The following is a 16,864-nucleotide window of genomic DNA, read 5'->3' on the forward strand; positions in this document are numbered from 1 at the left end:
GCGCCAGGCACTCGCCTTGCGCTCTTTTTAGTTTTAGTAGATATGCAGTTACTCTAGCTCTTTATTTACGGCCGTTAAGATATTTTCGAGATTTTGACAGCACAAGCTTTGTATTCGGCAGTACCTGAAATCGGATCAAATTCATCAAGCGTTAGAGAATTTGTAGGAACGTCTGCCCAGTGAAAACTCATAAACACATCGCCTTTTTGCATTTTCTTACAAACCTTCGCTTTAACTTTTACTTTACCACGACGTGAGGCAACTTCGACATATTCACCATCTTCAATGTTTAATTCTAAACCATCCTCAGCATGCATATCGACGGTTTCTTCTGTTTGCTTTAACTTCACATTTGGTGGATAATATCTTGTTTGTGAATTTGTATTATATTGCTCTAAGCGTCTACCAGTTGTTAATGTATATGGATATTCTTTGTCAGTTGGTTCGGCTGGTAAAGAGAAATCAACTGGAACAAATCTTGATTTTTTAGCGAGCTCAATTCCTTGATGAAATCTTTCATGTAAGAAGAATGTACCAGGATGGTCAACGGTAGGGCAAGGATAATGCAATCCACCTTCATTATCAAAGCGTTCATAAGTCATTCCACCAAACAAGTCTGGTGCAAGAGTTCTTACTTCATCCCATATTTCTTCACTTGTGTTATAGCTCATGTCATAACCCATTAACTGAGCTAACTCACAAAGGATTTGCCAATCATCTTTAGTATTTGGATGGGCTTCAATTCCTTTACGCGTTCTTTGGACACGACGGTCTGCGTTTGTATAAGTACCATCAACCTCGGCCCATGACCTAGCTGGTAGGACAACATCAGCAATTTTTGCTGTTTCATGTAAAAATAAATCTTGAACGATTAATAAGTCAACATTTTCAAGTGCGGCTTTCGTATGATGCATATTTACGTCTGCCATGATCGGATTTTCACCAATTACGTATAATGCTTTCATTTTTCCGGCAGTCATTTTTTCTAACATGACCGTTTGTGTATGGCCGTTATGGGCAGGTAAGCTAACGCCCCAAGCATCCTCAAAGATTTTACGATGCTCATCATTGATGACTTTTAAGCCACCAACAAATTGGTTAGGTAAACATCCCATATCACCAGCGCCTTGAACATTATTTTGTCCACGAAGCGGTAAAATACCAGTGCCTTCTTTTCCGATGTTTCCAGTTAGAAGGGCAATGTTAGCAATATCAAATACATTGTTAACACCAAAATGATGTTCGGTAATTCCTAATGTGTAAGCAATCATGCCGTGGTCAGCTTTAGCATAAGCTCTTGCCACTTCACGAATATCATCAGCAGGAACACGTGTAATTGTTTCGGCGTATTCAGGTGTATATGATTCTACTTTAGCTTTTAATTCCTCAAAGCCCTCAGATACTCTCTGAATGTAGTCTTTGTCATATAGTTCTTCTTTGATAATGACATGCATCATTGCATTTAATAACGCGATGTCACTACCGACTTTAAGTTGAAGATGCTTCTCAGCTGACTTCACCATATCAATTTTCCTTGGATCAATAACAATTAATCTTAGGCCAGCTTTAACCGCCTTTTTAATTCGGTTTGCAATGATTGGATGAGCATCTGTAGTATTAGAACCAATTAATAGTAAAACTTGGGCTTTATCAAAATCTTCAAAACGGTTAGTAGGTGCACCAGTACCACCAAAAACAGTTGCCAGACCGGCAACGCTAGGAGCGTGTCAAGTTCGGTTACAACCGTCAATATTATTCATTCCAAGAACGGCGCGGGCAAATTTTTGAGTGACATAATTCACCTCGTTGGTTGCTCTGGCGCACGCAAATATTGAAGTGCTTTCTGGACCATACGTATTTTTAATTGTTGTAAGTTTTTCAGCAATGAAGGTTAATGCTTCTTTCCATGATACTGGTTGAAGTTCCCCATTTTTACGAAGTAGTGGTGATGTCAAACGATCCTCAGCATGAACGTAATTGTAAGCAAAAGCCCCTTTAATGCATGTTTGCCCTTTGTTTACACTACCTTCTCTGTCCCCCCGGACTTTGACAATTTTATTGTCTTCGATTTCGGTAATTAGACTGCAACCTGTACCACAATAGCTACAAATCATTTTTACTTCTTGTTTGTTCCCCATTTTCAAAACTCCCCTCTCTGTGTACAATCTATGACAACAAAAATTAGAAAACTACCATAAACTTGAATCTCCCCATAAAAATGGTAGTTTCTAGGCCTTGCATTATATTATAATTGTATCAAAGTTTCATAATTAAAAAAGGACAAAAATCACATTCAGGTGACTGAAAGAGGGAATATTTCGTGAAAAATGTAGGCTTAGTTTTAGAAGGCGGAGGAATGAGAGGGGTATACACTGGCGGGGTTCTAGAGTACTTTCAAGAACAACAATTGTATTTCCCTTATGTCGTCGGTGTTTCTGCTGGCGCATGTAATGGAGCATCGTACATTTCTAGACAAAAGGGGCGAAATCATAAGGTAACAATTGATCTTGTTAACCATCCAAATTATATATCTTATAAAAATTTATGGAGGAAAAAAGAGCTTTTCGGAATGGATTTTATTTTTCATGAGATACCAAACAGTCTCGTGCCATTCGATTATGAGACGTTTGAACAGGTACCAGAAAAATTCTATATTGGTACAACGGATTGTCATACCGGTGAACCTGTTTTTTTTGAGAAAGGCCACTGTTTGCGTGATGATTTATCACTTGTATTAAAGGCATCTAGTTCAATTCCGTTGATGGCACCAGTAGTCAAATATAAAGGGTTGGATTTATTAGATGGTGGAGTTAGTGAACCGATTCCTATCCATAAATCAGTCAGCGATGGCAATAATAAACATGTTGTTATCTTGACAAGACCTAAAGGATATCAAAAACAAAAACAGCGCTTCACCTGGGTTTTACATAAGCGCTATAAACAATATCCGAAGTTAATTGAGGTGATGGAACATCGTTATCAAAAATATAACTCGTCGCTTCAATACATAGAAGAACAGGAAAGGATGGGGAATGCCTTTGTTTTTAGACCATCTCTTTCTTTGAAGGTAGGGCGTATTGAACGAAATAAAGAAAAATTAACCGAACTTTATACACTAGGTTACAATGACGCAAAAAAATTACATTCCCAACTTAATGACTGGTTAGAAGGATCATTCGTTTCGTGTGTCGAATAATTATGTTACATTCTTAGTAAGAAAGATTGTTGATTGGAATTTGGGTGAAAGATTAACCTGAAACGAAAACCTAAATACTTTTCAACAACTTACAATAAAAGGGAGGTATATCTATGATTCAATTTCCAAAACCAGATGTTGACCAGTTTTTCCGTACATACACCATTACGAACTTTGCAGTGAGTAAAGATGAAAAGAAGGTTATTTTTAGTTGTAATTTAAATGGTAAGCAAAACTTATGGGCGATCGATTTCCCAAATCAGTTTCCGTATTTATTTGCTCAAGTTGATCAACAATGTAACTTCATTAAATTCGATCAAGAAAATCGCTTTGTGTTGGCAGGCTTTGATAAGGATGGCGATGAGAATTATCAAATTTACGCCTTGCCATTTGAAGGTGGGAAACCACAACCGCTTATTACAGGTGAAAAAAATGATAAATATTTCTTTGCCGAGTTAACTAAAGATGGTGAAAGGCTTTACTACGTGACGAGTAAAAATAATCCACAATTTTTAAACATTCATCGGTACGACTTGAAAACCAATGAAGATCAGATTCTTCAAAAGGGAGAAGGTGCACCGACCTTTATGGCGGCACTTGCACCAGATGAGAGTAGTTTCGTGACAATTAGTTCACTCGCTAATACTTACCAACTTGCGAATGTCGTTATTAATGGTGAGAAGCATCTATTAACCCCTAATAAAGAGGAGGTTCATACAGTTTCAGACCCAGTTTACACTAGTGAAACAATGATTTATTTTGTCACAAATTACGGGGAAGAGTACTCATATATCGCCTCTTATGATCTTAGTAGTAGGGAATTTAATGAAGTGTTAAAAATAGAAGCTGAAAGTGTGACAACACTAAAATGGAATAAAACCTTAAATACGTTTTATATTGTGACTGAAAAGGGAGTAACCGATTATCTTTATTCGTATTCTCTAGCTACGGAGGAAGTGACAATCCATTCAATTCCTACCGATATTATCGAACAGTTAACGATTACTGAAAGTGGAAGCGTGTTTTTATTAGGCAGAAGTGCCACAATTCCTTTTAACATTTTCAGATTAAAAGAAGAGAATAATTGGGAGCAGCTAACAACAAACAATGTATTAGGCATTAGTTCACAACAGATGGTAGAACCAGATGTTGTAAAGTACAAATCATTCGATGGTATGGAAATTGAAGCATTGCACTTCAAAGCAAAGTCAGAAGTTGATAATGGCTATACTATTTTCTGGCCGCATGGTGGTCCACAAGCAGCTGAACGAAAAATGTTTCGAGCGATGTTCCAGTGCTTTTTAAACCGTGGCTATTCTATTTTCGCACCTAATTTCCGCGGAAGTACTGGGTATGGTGCAACATTTACGAAGCTTGTTGAAGGAGATTGGGGAGAAGGCCCACGCCTGGATTGTGTCCATGGTATCCAATGGTTATTTGATCAAAAGGTTACAAGTCCAGAAAAGCTGTTTGTTGTCGGTGGTAGCTATGGTGGTTACATGGCCTTACTCCTTGCTGGAAGACATGCAGATTTATTTAAAGCAACCGTAGATATCTTTGGGGTAAGCAACTTGTTTACTTTCCTTAATTCTGTGCCTGAACACTGGAAGCCAATCATGAAGCGTTGGTTAGGTGACGCGGAGATTGATAAAGAGAGACTAAAGAAAGATTCGCCAATCACCTATTTAGAAACTATGACAAATCCTATGCTAGTCATCCAAGGTGCGAACGATCCACGGGTCGTTAAAGAAGAGTCAGATCAAATTGTCGCAGCGCTAGAGAAAAATGGTGTAGATGTAGAATACCTTGTTTTAGACGATGAAGGACATGGCTTCTCTAAAAAGCATAATGAAATAGCCGTATATGAAAAAATGCTTGAGTTTTTAGCGCGACATCAATAAGACAAGCACTAGCGCTCGGAGTTAGACAACTTTTAAAGTTCAAAAAGTTATACTTTCTTACCTTTTATAAAGATAATAAGCGGAGAGTCTGCCAAAAGTGTCAGCTCACATCGAACTACAATTAGAAGTGTAATAATTTATGCACGTTCTATTTGTAGTAGATGAGGTGACGAGTACTTGCTTTTGGTACAGACTCCGCTTTTTTGTTTGTTGATCATGAAATTGTGATAAAATGAGAGTAGGTTTTTAAGGGATTTGTGGGGTGCATGAAACATGATAAATACACGTAAAGCATATCGAATGCTAGTCGTTGTTCTATTTTTTGCCTTAGTTAGTTTGATTTCAAGATCGATTATTTACTTAATTTTATCAGTAGCCATGGCAACAATGATTATGTTTTTATTAAGTAGTGCAAAAAAAACGAGAAATCAGCAAGGCGTAAAAATCAACCAGACAGTTGTTGATAATGATCAAAATGTTCGTTTACATAAATTCTTAATTGGTACAACTGTTATAGGCGCGCTGATGCTAGGATATGGATCGCTGTTCTTTGCTGAAACTACTTTTTTTCACGAGCTAGTAACCATACCTAATCAATTGTACGTGGCAAATGTGATTATATTTGCTGGTTTTAGTATTGTTCTTATAAGTTTGTACTTTATTATCCGTGAAATGCTTGGTGTAAATGTGAAGAATTCCAAAGTTATCCAAAAAAGTAAACCGAATATTTATTGCGGTAACTGTGGCGCTAAAAACAATACCGACCATTCGTATTGTTCAAGCTGTGGAACAGAATTAACAAAATAGAGGTATTCTGGAAAGCTTTTAGCAACCGTGCAAACAGGAACCGTTTCAGGGGGATTGTTTGGACCACTTATCGGTGGTAGTTTAGTAAATGTTTCATAAAATGCTGAAAAAGTCACATCTAAAAAATCTGAGCATATATATAGTAAAGTTAAAGATCTGTAAAAAAAAGTGTCATTTTAACACAAGAATTCATTTATTTGTTAAACTTTTTGTATAACCTGCGAAAGGATGATCAGTTATGCTCCTGACGTTAAAGGAAAAAAAGTTCTTAATTCAAATGTTAACTAAACAAAAATGTAGCCTTTGGAGCTCGAAACAAGAAAAGTTAATGGCTGAAGAGCTTCTAGAAAAGTTTGAACAAAATATTAGAAATGAAAAAACAAATGATATGAAGCAGTCCCGATTATAAATAACCGAAGGTCGACCATCTTTTGATGGAATGACCTCGGTTATTTTTTTTTGTTTCCCCCAGATTGTATATTCCTCTAAAAAATCAGGTCATATGATCATCAATTTTTATGTAAGTTAACATAATTGAAGAAAATCCAAATAAAGTATAACATTAATATTATTATGTGTTATACTAATTAAGAATTTAATAACTTAAAGGGGAGATTTAACTTTGGCATCATTTCAATATATTCGTTGGTTTAAAGAAATAGCAAAAAACGATATTCCATTAGTAGGTGGGAAAGGTGCAAATTTAGGTGAGTTGACGCAAAACGGCGTTAATGTCCCACCAGGTTTTTGTGTGACAGCTACCGCTTACAGTGATTTTATTAAAGAAAGAGACATAGATAAGAAAATTAATAGTATTATTTCGAACATCGAGTGTGAAAACACGACCGAATTACAGATTAAGTCACAACAAATTCGTAGTTTAATTGAAAAAACAGATATGTTAGAGTCCGTTGAAAAGGAAATTCGTGAAGCTTATGCCCAGTTTAGTAGTCTAGTAGGTCTTGAGTCGCCACGTGTAGCCGTTCGCAGCTCAGCAACAGCAGAAGACTTACCAGAAGCATCTTTTGCAGGTCAACAAGATACTTATTTAGAAATTTCCGGGATAAACGAAGTCATTAAGCATGTGAAAAAGTGTTGGGCTTCCTTATGGACAGCACGTGCGATATATTACCGTGAAAATCAGGGTTTCTCTCATTTTGATGTGTCGTTAAGTACTGTCGTTCAAAAAATGGTTGATAGTGAAAAGTCTGGTGTGCTTTTTACAGCAAATCCGGTAACAAATAATAGAAACGAATTAATGATTAACGCTAGCTGGGGATTAGGAGAAGCGGTTGTCTCTGGAATTGTTACTCCAGATGAATATTTAGTAGATAAACCGTCTCTTACAATTACTGAAAAGCAAATTGCATCGAAAAATGTCATTGTTGTCAAGCATAAGGAAAAAGTAGGGACAGTAGAAGTAGCCGTGAAGGATTACTTAGGTTATGAACATGTTACTGCTCAATGCTTATTGGATGATGAAATTAAATACTTGTGTAAAAACAGTTTAAAAATCGAAGAGATCTATCAGGCGCCTCAGGATATTGAATGGGCATTAGATGCGGATACGAAAGAGTTATACATTTTACAAGCACGACCAATAACAACGCTAAAGGAAGAAGGGGGAGAAACAACAGAAGTGAAGATTGAACGTCGTCCACTTGTACGCGGGCTTGCAGCTTCTCCAGGAATGATAAGTGGTATCGTTAGAAAGATAAAAGACATAACGGAAATTTCGCGAGTTGAAAAAGGGGATATTCTTGTTACTGTGATGACAAACCCTGATATGATCCCAGCGTTAAAAAGAGCTGCGGCTGTTGTAACTGATGAAGGGGGACGTACTTGCCATGCTGCGATTGTCTCAAGAGAATTAGGGATTCCTTGTATCGTTGGTGCAGGTACGGCGACAGAAGCCCTACAAGAAGGTATGGAAGTAACAGTTGATGCAACAAGAGGTGTCGTATACAGCGGGAAAATTGCAACTGAAAAGAAACAAGAAAATTCAACTAATGCAACTCAAGCTGCCATTAACGATGCAATCCTAGCACAACTTGCGCCAATTACAGGCACGAAAGTGTATATGAATTTAGGTGAATCAGAGATGATTCATAAATATAAAAATTTACCTTTTGACGGTATTGGTTTAATGAGAACTGAATTTATTTTCTCAAATATTATTGGTGCCCATCCAATGTATTTAGTGAAAACTGGGCAACAAGAGTACTTTGTAAACAAAATGGCTGACGCGATTACAACCGCAGCAGAAGTCCTTTATCCGAAACCAGTAGTTGTACGTTTAAGCGACTTCCGCTCAAACGAATTCCGTGGTTTAGAAGGCGGAGAAGAAGTTGAACCAATTGAAGCGAATCCAATGATTGGCTGGCGTGGAGTTTCTAGATATATTTCTCCAGATTACGAAGCAGGCTTCCGTCTAGAGTGCCAAGCAATCAGAAAGGTCAGAGAAGAATACGGTTTAAGCAATGTTTGGGTGATGCTACCGTTTGTTCGTACACCTTGGGAAGTTGTCAAAGTGAAACAAATTATGGCTGAAGAAGGCTTAGTCCAAAACAATGAATTCAAAATTTGGATTATGGCAGAAGTACCATCCGTTGTTTTTGCTGCGGAAGAATTCGCGCAATTAGTCGATGGCTTTAGTATCGGAAGTAATGATTTAACACAATTAATCATGGGAGCAGACCGCGACTCTGGGATCTTAAATAGCATGGGTTACTTTGATGAAAGAAGTCCTTCTGTTAAAGCAGCGATTAAAATGTTAATTGAAGCTGCTCATAAGCACGGTAAAACAATTTCAATATGCGGTCAAGGACCATCTCTCTACCCTGAATTCACCGAATTTCTAGTCAATGAGGGAATTGATAGCATTAGTGTCAACCCTGATACCATTAACTACACGAGAAGACTAATTGCTTCTGTAGAACAAAAGATTATCTTAAATAAACTTCGTAAATAATTAAATAGAGAGGCTAACGAATTCGTTGGCCTCTTTATTTAATTAGAAGGATTTTGTCTATAACTAAATAATTGATAATGACCAAACTACAATGAGAAGTTGATCTTTTCCTTTCGGTTCACTTTAAAACTGTAGCGAATTTAGAGGCTCGTTCAAGGAAATTCCAAGATTACTTTACTTCTAGTTTGCCTTAATGGGTTATAACTCTTTCAAATTCAGTTTCTATCAAAGCAATTTCTGTTAAAAAACAAGAGATTCGTAAGATTTGTTTACTATAAAGAACATTTACGTTATAATATTCTTTATAAAGAACATGTTAAGGTGAATGTAAAAGGAATTGAATAAAATTGTTCGCCTAATGATAACAACTAAAGGAGTTGAATTGATGAATGGGGGGAATATTCGAGAGTTAAGAAAAAAGAAACGAATGTCTTTAGATCAACTCTCCGACCTTTCCGGTGTATCTAAATCTTATATTAGTTACATTGAACGCGGGTTACAAACAAATCCAAGTCTATCAGTATTAGGAAAAATGGCAAAAGCATTAGACGTAGAGCTTATATACTTAATAAAAATACTAGATACCTCAGAAGAAGAGAAATATCCCACCTCCGTGTAGCGAGGTGGGATATTTTCTTAAAAGTTTTTATTGTTCAAATTGACAATCCATGATATAGTCATTTTAAAGATGTTCTTTAAAAAGAACGAAAACACATAAAAGGATTACTGGGGTGAAGAACTAATGAGTATGATTGGCCAGAAAATCAAAGAGTTGCGAATGCAGCATGGAATGACTTTAAAAGAATTAGGGGGGGCAATTAATTTTAACTATAGTAACTTGTCGAAAATAGAGCGTGGGAATCGAAAACCGGCAATTGATGTTTTAGAGAGTCTTTCCAACTATTTTAATATTGATATAGCTTACTTTTTTAGTTCTCCTCAAAAAACACATAGCAAAACAGAACTTCCTGACATTGAATTAATCCATTTTACAAAAGAGTTGAAACAAAAGAATATTAGTTTACAAGAATTAAGAGAGTTAGTAGAAAAGATTGAGCCTGGTGGAAAATAAGTTTTCTGAAAAGTTGGTAAATAATGTTGACACGTTCTTTATATAGAACTAAAATAACGTTAGACATAATTTTCTAAAATGAACAATTATATTTAACTGATGAACATTAACCATACATACTTAGTTTTATAAAAACCTATGAATAGCAACTAAATTATAAGTACGGGTGGAGAGAGAGATGGCCAAGGAAATTAATTTAAGAGAAATCTTTATGATTTTTAAAAAGCGTTTTTGGATTATTGTTATTATTACGATCATTGCAACAGCAGTTGGTTACTTCCAAAACAATTCTAATCCCACCTCACTTTATCAATCATCGAGTCGGATTATCGTTGGCGCAAATTCTGAGTACATGAAGACGCTCATGGTTATTATGAAAGATCCAGTGATCATGGAAAAAGTAGTAGCGAGATTAGATCTAAATAGGTCCGCTGAGGCGTTGGCAGGACAGATAAGTGTTGATAGTATTAATAGTTCGCAGGTTGTAAGAATTAATGTCGTAGACACAGACCCAGTTGTAGCCGCAGATATTGCAAACGCAACAGCTAGTGTCTTTAAAAGTGAAATTGGGAATATCGTTGATTTTAATGACGTAAGTTACCTATCAGAAGCGAAAGTTAATCCATTTCCAATCAACAGTAAGAGTAACCGAACGATAAAAATTGCTTTTGTGATGGGACTAATCATCGGTGTAGGTTTTGTATTTTTACTTCATTCTTTAGATGATACAATCCATTCGCACCAAGAAGTTGAAGAACTAGTAGGAGTTCCAGTTTTAGGAACCATTTCTAAAATGAACAAGAGAAATATTAGAAAGAGAAAAAAGAAACAATTAGAAATTGAATACGGGGGTGAGCTGTTTGATCTTAAAAAAACTTAAGGAAATTACTACAACTACTAAGAAAAGAAATTTAATCACATATAGTAACCCCGATTCCATCATAACTGAAGAATATAGAACGATTCGAACTAATATTCAGTTCACTTTAGATGAAAAGCAATATAAATCGATCTTATTAACATCACCTTCAAAAGAAGAAGGGAAATCAACAACCGTTGCCAATTTAGCTGTTTCGATGGCTCAGCAAAAGCAAAAGGTATTAGTTATTGACGCAGATCTTCGTAACCCGAGAATTCATTCTATTTTTAAACTAGATAATTCAGTGGGCTTAACATCTTTACTTACAAGTAAAAATTGGTTAGAAAGTGCAATAAAGAAAATTAATATTGGGAACCTAGATATCTTAACAAGCGGGCCTATTCAAAATAATCCCGCAGAATTACTTGGGTCAAAAGAATTTCAAGAACTATTGCAGCCGTTATTTAAAATGTATGATGTCATTTTAATCGATTCACCGCCAGTATTGGATGTTACAGATACAAAACTTATTGCCAATCAATGTGATAGTGTGGTTCTGGTCTTAAAGGAAGGTAAAAGTAAAATTGAAAAGGCTATAGAAGCGAAAAAAGTTTTAAAGTTTGCGAAAGCCAAGTTAATCGGAACAATTATTAATGAGAAGTCATAGCTATTTTTTTTAACTGAAATGTTCTTTATTAAGAATAAAAACGTACGCTAAAACATACTGTTTTTGGTGATATCTCCTTACCACTATCAACGGAGGTACTCGGTCATGCTGTGGGTTGAAAGATACCTTAGACGTTTGTCGTCAAGAGTATGGAGTGAGGGAGGGTTAGATGCCCACATTTTACTAAAATTTTTAACTATGGGGTTTTATCAAAACCCTATAGTTAAGAACTTTAATAAAATTTCTAAGGAGTGCAAAAGTATACATGCGAGAAGTAGAAAAAATTCCAAAGTCGATCAAAAAAACAGTGAGATATATTAAACAAGATTCCTCAAAAGAGGAGCTTAGTAAGATTAAGAAAATCATTGAAGATGCCATTGAAAGAAGAACATATCTGTTGAAATAAAGTTATAAAAGGGGGGATGGACTGATGACTTACCGACAGAGACTATCATTATTTATTGTTATCGACTCTTGTATTGTCATAACCGCAATATTTATTAGTCATATTTTGGTCAGCACAAATTTTGCTACGATGACTGTACCGATTGTGATTAGTTCGATCATCATTTTGTTAAGTCATCATTTTTTCGCAATTGCGTTAAAGTTGTACAAAAAAGCATGGGAGTACGCAAGCATCGGGGAGTTATTAATCATCTTTAAAGTAGTAACATTTTCGATCATAATCGCCGCATTCGTACAACAATTTATCCTCAAGGAGACTTTCTTTAAAGCATTGGCAATCACATGGATGCTTCATGTCATGTTGATTGGTGGATCACGCTTCTTTTGGCGCATCTTACGGGATACGTATATGAATGAGTCAGATGACAAAAAACGAACGCTGATCATTGGAGCAGGGTCAGCAGGGACGATGGTAGCAAGGCAATTAAAAAATAACGGTGGAGAGCTTTTACCGATAGCCTTTATCGATGATCAAATTAGAAAACAGCATTTAGACATTTTAGGGATACCGGTTGTCGGCGGTGTTAACAGCATTGAAAAAGCTGTTCTAGATTTAAAGATTGATTTTATTATCATTGCGATCCCATCTCTAGGGAAAAAGGAATTAAATATTATTTTCGAGGCATGTGCAAAAACAAAGGTGAAAACACAAATCCTTCCGATGCTAGAAGATCTTGTGACCGGAAAGGTTTCTGTTAACGAGTTCCGTGATGTCCAAGTAGAGGATCTTCTTGGTAGAGAACTCGTTCAACTAGATATTGAGAAAATATCAGACTATGTAACAAACAAAGTTGTCTTAGTAACAGGAGCTGGAGGGTCGATCGGTTCTGAGATTTCGAGGCAAGTAGCCAACTTTCGTCCGAAAAAGCTAGTACTACTAGGGCATGGTGAAAATAGCATTTACTCAATTGAAATGGAATTAAAAGACTCATACCGTGATACAAATATTGAATTTATTACAGAGATTGCTGATTTACAAGATAAAAATAAGATGATTTCAGTAATTAGTACATATCAACCAGATGTGGTGTATCATGCGGCTGCACATAAGCATGTTCCTTTAATGGAACGAAACCCTGAGGAAGCTGTAAAAAACAACTTAATTGGAACGATGAACGCAGCAAAGGCAGCTAGTCTTGCGAATGTTAAAACATTTGTCATGATCTCCACCGATAAAGCAGTTAACCCAACGAGTGTCATGGGGGCGACAAAACGCCTTGCAGAAATGGTTATTCAAGATATGGATAAGAAAAGCAAGACGAAATTCGTAGCGGTTCGCTTTGGGAATGTATTAGGCAGTAGAGGCAGTGTTATCCCATTATTTAAAAAGCAAATTGAAAAAGGTGGACCAGTAACTGTCACTGATCCTGAAATGGTGAGGTACTTCATGACAATACCCGAAGCATCGCGTTTAGTGATTCAAGCGGGGGCGTTAGCTAGAGGAGGAGAAATCTTTATCCTCGATATGGGTGAACCAGTAAAAATTGTTGATCTTGCGAAAAATTTAATAAAGTTATCAGGACACTCCATTGACGAAATTGGCATAGAGTTTACCGGGATGCGGCCAGGCGAAAAGTTATTTGAAGAACTGTTAAAAAAGGATGAAGTTCAAGAACTGCAAGTATACCCAAAAATCTATATTGGTAAATCAGCCGAGTTATATATCGATGAAATCGAAGAGATTGTCCAAAATTTTGCTAATTTAGATCGAGAGACACTTAGAGAAACGTTACTAGATGTCGCAAATAATCGGAATAAAATTCACCCACTAATGACAATTTCAGGTTAAAAAGGAGTGCATTACATGAAAGTTAGAAAAGCGATTATCCCAGCTGCTGGACTTGGAACAAGATTCCTGCCAGCAACAAAAGCGATGCCAAAAGAGATGTTACCAATTGTTGATAAACCAACGATCCAATATATCATCGAAGAGGCAATTGCATCAGGAATTGAAGATATTATTATTGTCACTGGTAAAGGCAAACGAGCAATTGAGGATCATTTTGATCATTCATTTGAATTAGAGCAAAATCTCCTTCAAAAAGGAAAATATGAATTGCTAGACGAAGTTCAAAAATCTTCAAAACTAGTAGACATTCATTATATTCGCCAAAAAGAACCCAAAGGCTTAGGTCATGCAATTTGGTGTGCACGAAAATTTATCGGCAACGAGCCATTTGCCGTTCTTTTAGGCGATGATATTGTTAGTAGTGAAAAGCCTTGCTTACAGCAATTAATGGAGCAATACGAACGATATAATGCCTCAATCATTGGTGTCCAACATGTTTCTGACGAACAAATATCACGCTATGGAATTGTCGATGCGACCGAAATCAGTGAACGGTTCTATACAGTAAGTAATTTAGTAGAAAAACCCAAAAGAGAAGAAGCACCGTCCAATCTAGCGATCTTAGGGCGTTATATATTAAGCCCTAAAATATTTGAAATCTTATCCAAGCAACTTCCTGGTGCCGGTGGTGAAATTCAACTAACGGATGCCATTAGTACTTTAAATCATCATGAGGCTGTTTATGCTTATGATTTTGAAGGGATTCGCTATGATGTTGGTGAAAAAATGGGCTTTATCCAAACAACGATTGAATTTGCCCTACAGCGAGAAGATTTGAGGGAAGACTTATTAAACTACTTAAAAAAAGTTGTTGAAAAAAGAATTCATTAAATAGGGTGGTCAAACATGCCTAAAAAAATCTTGTTTTGCGCAACTGTCGATTACCATTTTCAAGCCTTTCACTTACCTTACATGAAATGGTTCAAGGAACAAGGCTGGGAGGTTCATGTCGCAGCTAAGGGTGACATTCAATTACCTTATACTGATGTTAAGTATAATATTGCGATTGAAAGATCCCCATTCAAGTTCAGTAACATTAAAGCTTACTTTGAATTAAAAACTATCATGAACGAAAACGACTTTAAAATTATTCATTGCCATACCCCGTTAGGTGGGGTACTAGCAAGACTAGCAGCTCGTAAAGCAAGAAAACAAGGAACGAAAGTCATCTATACAGCCCATGGTTTTCATTTTTGTAAGGGAGCATCACCTCTAAACTGGTTAATTTACTATCCAATTGAAAAGCAACTGTCTAAGTACACAGACAGCTTAATTACGATAAACGAAGAGGATTATCAGCTAGCTACAAACAGAAAATTCAAAGCTGGAATAATCGAACATGTTCATGGCGTAGGAGTCGATACGAAACGTTTTATGCCAGTCGGTGAAGATGAAAAGAGAACACTCAAAAAATCATTTGGCTATGAACCAGATGATTTTTTATTATTTTATGCGGCAGAATTCAATGAAAATAAAAATCAGCAACTACTGATAAATTCACTTGCCTTAATCCAAACCTATATGCCAAACGCTAAGCTGCTTTTAGCAGGGGAGGGCGCCTTGCAGGATCAATGCCGAAACTTGGCTAAGATGCTTGGGATTGAACATATGATCGACTTTCTAGGTTTTCGTAAGGATATTGCAAAACTCGTACCAATGTGCGATGTTGCAGTAGGTTCAAGCTATCGCGAAGGACTTCCGGTAAACATGTTGGAAGCAATGGCTTGTGGGTTACCGATAGTTGCAAGCATCAATCGTGGACACGTCGAATTGGTTCAAGACCAGATCAACGGATATCTTGTATCACCGAATGATTACGGTCAATTCGCAAGAAGTTTGCTGAAACTTTACCAATCGAAAGATCTCCGTGAGCATATGGGCGTAGCGAGTCGAAATCTCGTTAAACCATTCTCACTAACAGAAATCACGACTGAATTAGATGCAATCTATACACGTTATATGTTGGAGGAACAAGATGAAACCAAAAGTAAGTATCATCGTGCCTATTTATAATGTAGATGCCTATTTAGATAGGTGCTTTGAGAGTTTGCTTGCACAAACACTAACAGAAGTAGAAATCATCGCTGTTAACGACGGGTCTACTGATAATAGTTTAGAAATTTTAGAGAAATATGCAGACAAAGATGCCAGAATAAAGGTGATAAATAAGGAAAATGGTGGAGTATCATCAGCTCGAAACACTGGACTTTCTTTGGCAACTGGAACTTATATAGGTTTTGTCGACCCTGATGATTGGGTTGATGAAAAAATGTATGAGGTTATGTATAACACAGCCATAAATCAAGGTTCTGATATCGTTATGTGCTCTTACATGCGAGAATTTGGTAGTCATGCAAAAGAAAAACGATTTAATTTAGCAGATCAAATTACCTACAGAGATCAAGAAGTTCAAGAAATTTTGAGAAGATTAGTAGGCCCCCTTAAAGAAGAAGTAGCTCAACCGGAATTTTTAGACGCGTGGGGAACCGTTTGGTCGAAACTATATCGTAGGGAAATCATTATTGATAATTACATTAAATTTACTGATCTAAATGTCATTGGAACAAATGAAGACACATTATTCAATATACAGTCATTCTACAATGCGGAAGGTTTTACTTTTATTAATCAGCCATTCTATCATTATTGGCGAGCAAACAGTACATCGGTTACAACAGGCTACAAACCTGAGCTAATGGAAAAGTGGGCAAGTTTGTACCGAATTATCGAAAATTTTATCAGAGAAAAAAATTTAAATAATGATTTTCAATTGGCTTTAAATAATCGAATCAGTATGAATACGTTAGGTCTAGGTTTAAATGAGCTTAGTAAAGCTAACAAGGCATCGGTAGTAAAAAAAATAAATAAAATAAATAGAATTTTAAACGATACACGAATAAAGAAATCTTTTAGTCAACTAGAAACGGAGCATTTCCCATTTATATGGAGGGTTTTTTATAATTTTGGAAAGTATCGTTTTTCGGTAGGTTTTTATGGCTTATTGCTAAGCATTGAACTGTTAAGAAAGTTAATTAGATAGGAGTGTTTCAGCTGGAACCAATTCGTATACTTCAAGT

15 protein-coding genes are annotated in these 16,864 nt (G+C 36.3%); 14 read left to right on the plus strand and 1 reads right to left on the minus strand.

The window, feature by feature from the left end; genetic code table 11:
• Positions 1-74 precede the first annotated feature (74 nt).
• Positions 75-2,138 carry a formate dehydrogenase subunit alpha gene (gene fdhF / locus ACK4M9_RS04500; RefSeq protein ID WP_409848388.1) on the minus strand — a complete coding sequence of 688 codons (2,064 nt, stop codon included), beginning with the start codon at positions 2,136-2,138 and terminating at the stop codon, positions 75-77.
• A gap of 182 nt (positions 2,139-2,320) precedes the next feature.
• Between fdhF and ACK4M9_RS04505 the strand changes: the two genes are divergently transcribed.
• The 14 genes from ACK4M9_RS04505 to ACK4M9_RS04570 all read left to right on the plus strand — a co-directional run bounded on the left by ACK4M9_RS04505 (position 2,321) and on the right by ACK4M9_RS04570 (position 16,827).
• A complete protein-coding gene (locus ACK4M9_RS04505; protein WP_409848390.1) occupies positions 2,321-3,196 on the plus strand; it encodes a patatin-like phospholipase family protein in 876 nt (291 codons plus the stop codon).
• A gap of 113 nt (positions 3,197-3,309) precedes the next feature.
• The gene (locus tag ACK4M9_RS04510; protein ID WP_409848392.1) at positions 3,310-5,097 is read left to right on the plus strand and encodes a S9 family peptidase; all 1,788 of its coding nucleotides are present in this window, start codon (positions 3,310-3,312) and stop codon (positions 5,095-5,097) included.
• Positions 5,098-5,370: 273 nt separating this feature from the next.
• Positions 5,371-5,904 (plus strand): zinc-ribbon domain-containing protein, encoded by a 534-nt coding sequence (locus tag ACK4M9_RS04515; protein ID WP_409848394.1) that lies wholly within the window; start codon positions 5,371-5,373, stop codon positions 5,902-5,904.
• Between the two features lie 238 nt (positions 5,905-6,142).
• Positions 6,143-6,313, plus strand: a complete 171-nt coding sequence (locus tag ACK4M9_RS04520; RefSeq protein WP_409848396.1) for a hypothetical protein — start codon at positions 6,143-6,145, stop codon at positions 6,311-6,313.
• 213 nt (positions 6,314-6,526) lie between these two features.
• The gene (ppsA, locus tag ACK4M9_RS04525; protein WP_409848398.1) at positions 6,527-8,875 is read left to right on the plus strand and encodes a phosphoenolpyruvate synthase; all 2,349 of its coding nucleotides are present in this window, start codon (positions 6,527-6,529) and stop codon (positions 8,873-8,875) included.
• A gap of 385 nt (positions 8,876-9,260) precedes the next feature.
• The gene (locus tag ACK4M9_RS04530) at positions 9,261-9,494 is read left to right on the plus strand and encodes a helix-turn-helix domain-containing protein (protein WP_409848400.1); all 234 of its coding nucleotides are present in this window, start codon (positions 9,261-9,263) and stop codon (positions 9,492-9,494) included.
• Positions 9,495-9,617: 123 nt separating this feature from the next.
• On the plus strand, positions 9,618-9,947 hold the full coding sequence (locus ACK4M9_RS04535) for a helix-turn-helix domain-containing protein (protein ID WP_409848401.1): 330 nt from the start codon (positions 9,618-9,620) through the stop codon (positions 9,945-9,947).
• Positions 9,948-10,125: 178 nt separating this feature from the next.
• Positions 10,126-10,827, plus strand: coding sequence for a YveK family protein (locus tag ACK4M9_RS04540; protein ID WP_409848402.1), 702 nt, complete (start codon positions 10,126-10,128; stop codon positions 10,825-10,827).
• A complete protein-coding gene (locus ACK4M9_RS04545) occupies positions 10,799-11,473 on the plus strand; it encodes a CpsD/CapB family tyrosine-protein kinase (RefSeq protein WP_409848403.1) in 675 nt (224 codons plus the stop codon). Before ACK4M9_RS04540 ends, ACK4M9_RS04545 begins: the two co-directional genes overlap by 29 nt.
• A gap of 265 nt (positions 11,474-11,738) precedes the next feature.
• Positions 11,739-11,879 (plus strand): hypothetical protein, encoded by a 141-nt coding sequence (locus ACK4M9_RS04550; RefSeq protein ID WP_409848404.1) that lies wholly within the window; start codon positions 11,739-11,741, stop codon positions 11,877-11,879.
• 24 nt (positions 11,880-11,903) lie between these two features.
• Positions 11,904-13,727 carry a polysaccharide biosynthesis protein gene (locus ACK4M9_RS04555; RefSeq protein WP_409848406.1) on the plus strand — a complete coding sequence of 608 codons (1,824 nt, stop codon included), beginning with the start codon at positions 11,904-11,906 and terminating at the stop codon, positions 13,725-13,727.
• A gap of 15 nt (positions 13,728-13,742) precedes the next feature.
• Positions 13,743-14,618, plus strand: coding sequence for a UTP--glucose-1-phosphate uridylyltransferase GalU (gene galU / locus ACK4M9_RS04560; RefSeq protein WP_409848407.1), 876 nt, complete (start codon positions 13,743-13,745; stop codon positions 14,616-14,618).
• A gap of 15 nt (positions 14,619-14,633) precedes the next feature.
• Positions 14,634-15,800, plus strand: a complete 1,167-nt coding sequence (locus ACK4M9_RS04565; protein ID WP_409848408.1) for a glycosyltransferase family 4 protein — start codon at positions 14,634-14,636, stop codon at positions 15,798-15,800.
• Positions 15,763-16,827, plus strand: coding sequence for a glycosyltransferase (locus tag ACK4M9_RS04570; protein ID WP_409848410.1), 1,065 nt, complete (start codon positions 15,763-15,765; stop codon positions 16,825-16,827). The genes ACK4M9_RS04565 and ACK4M9_RS04570 overlap by 38 nt, the downstream gene beginning before the upstream one ends.
• The last annotated feature ends 37 nt before the right edge of the window (positions 16,828-16,864 follow it).

This window comes from Anaerobacillus sp., assembly GCF_046314235.1.
Lineage (GTDB): Bacteria > Bacillota > Bacilli > Bacillales > Anaerobacillaceae > Anaerobacillus.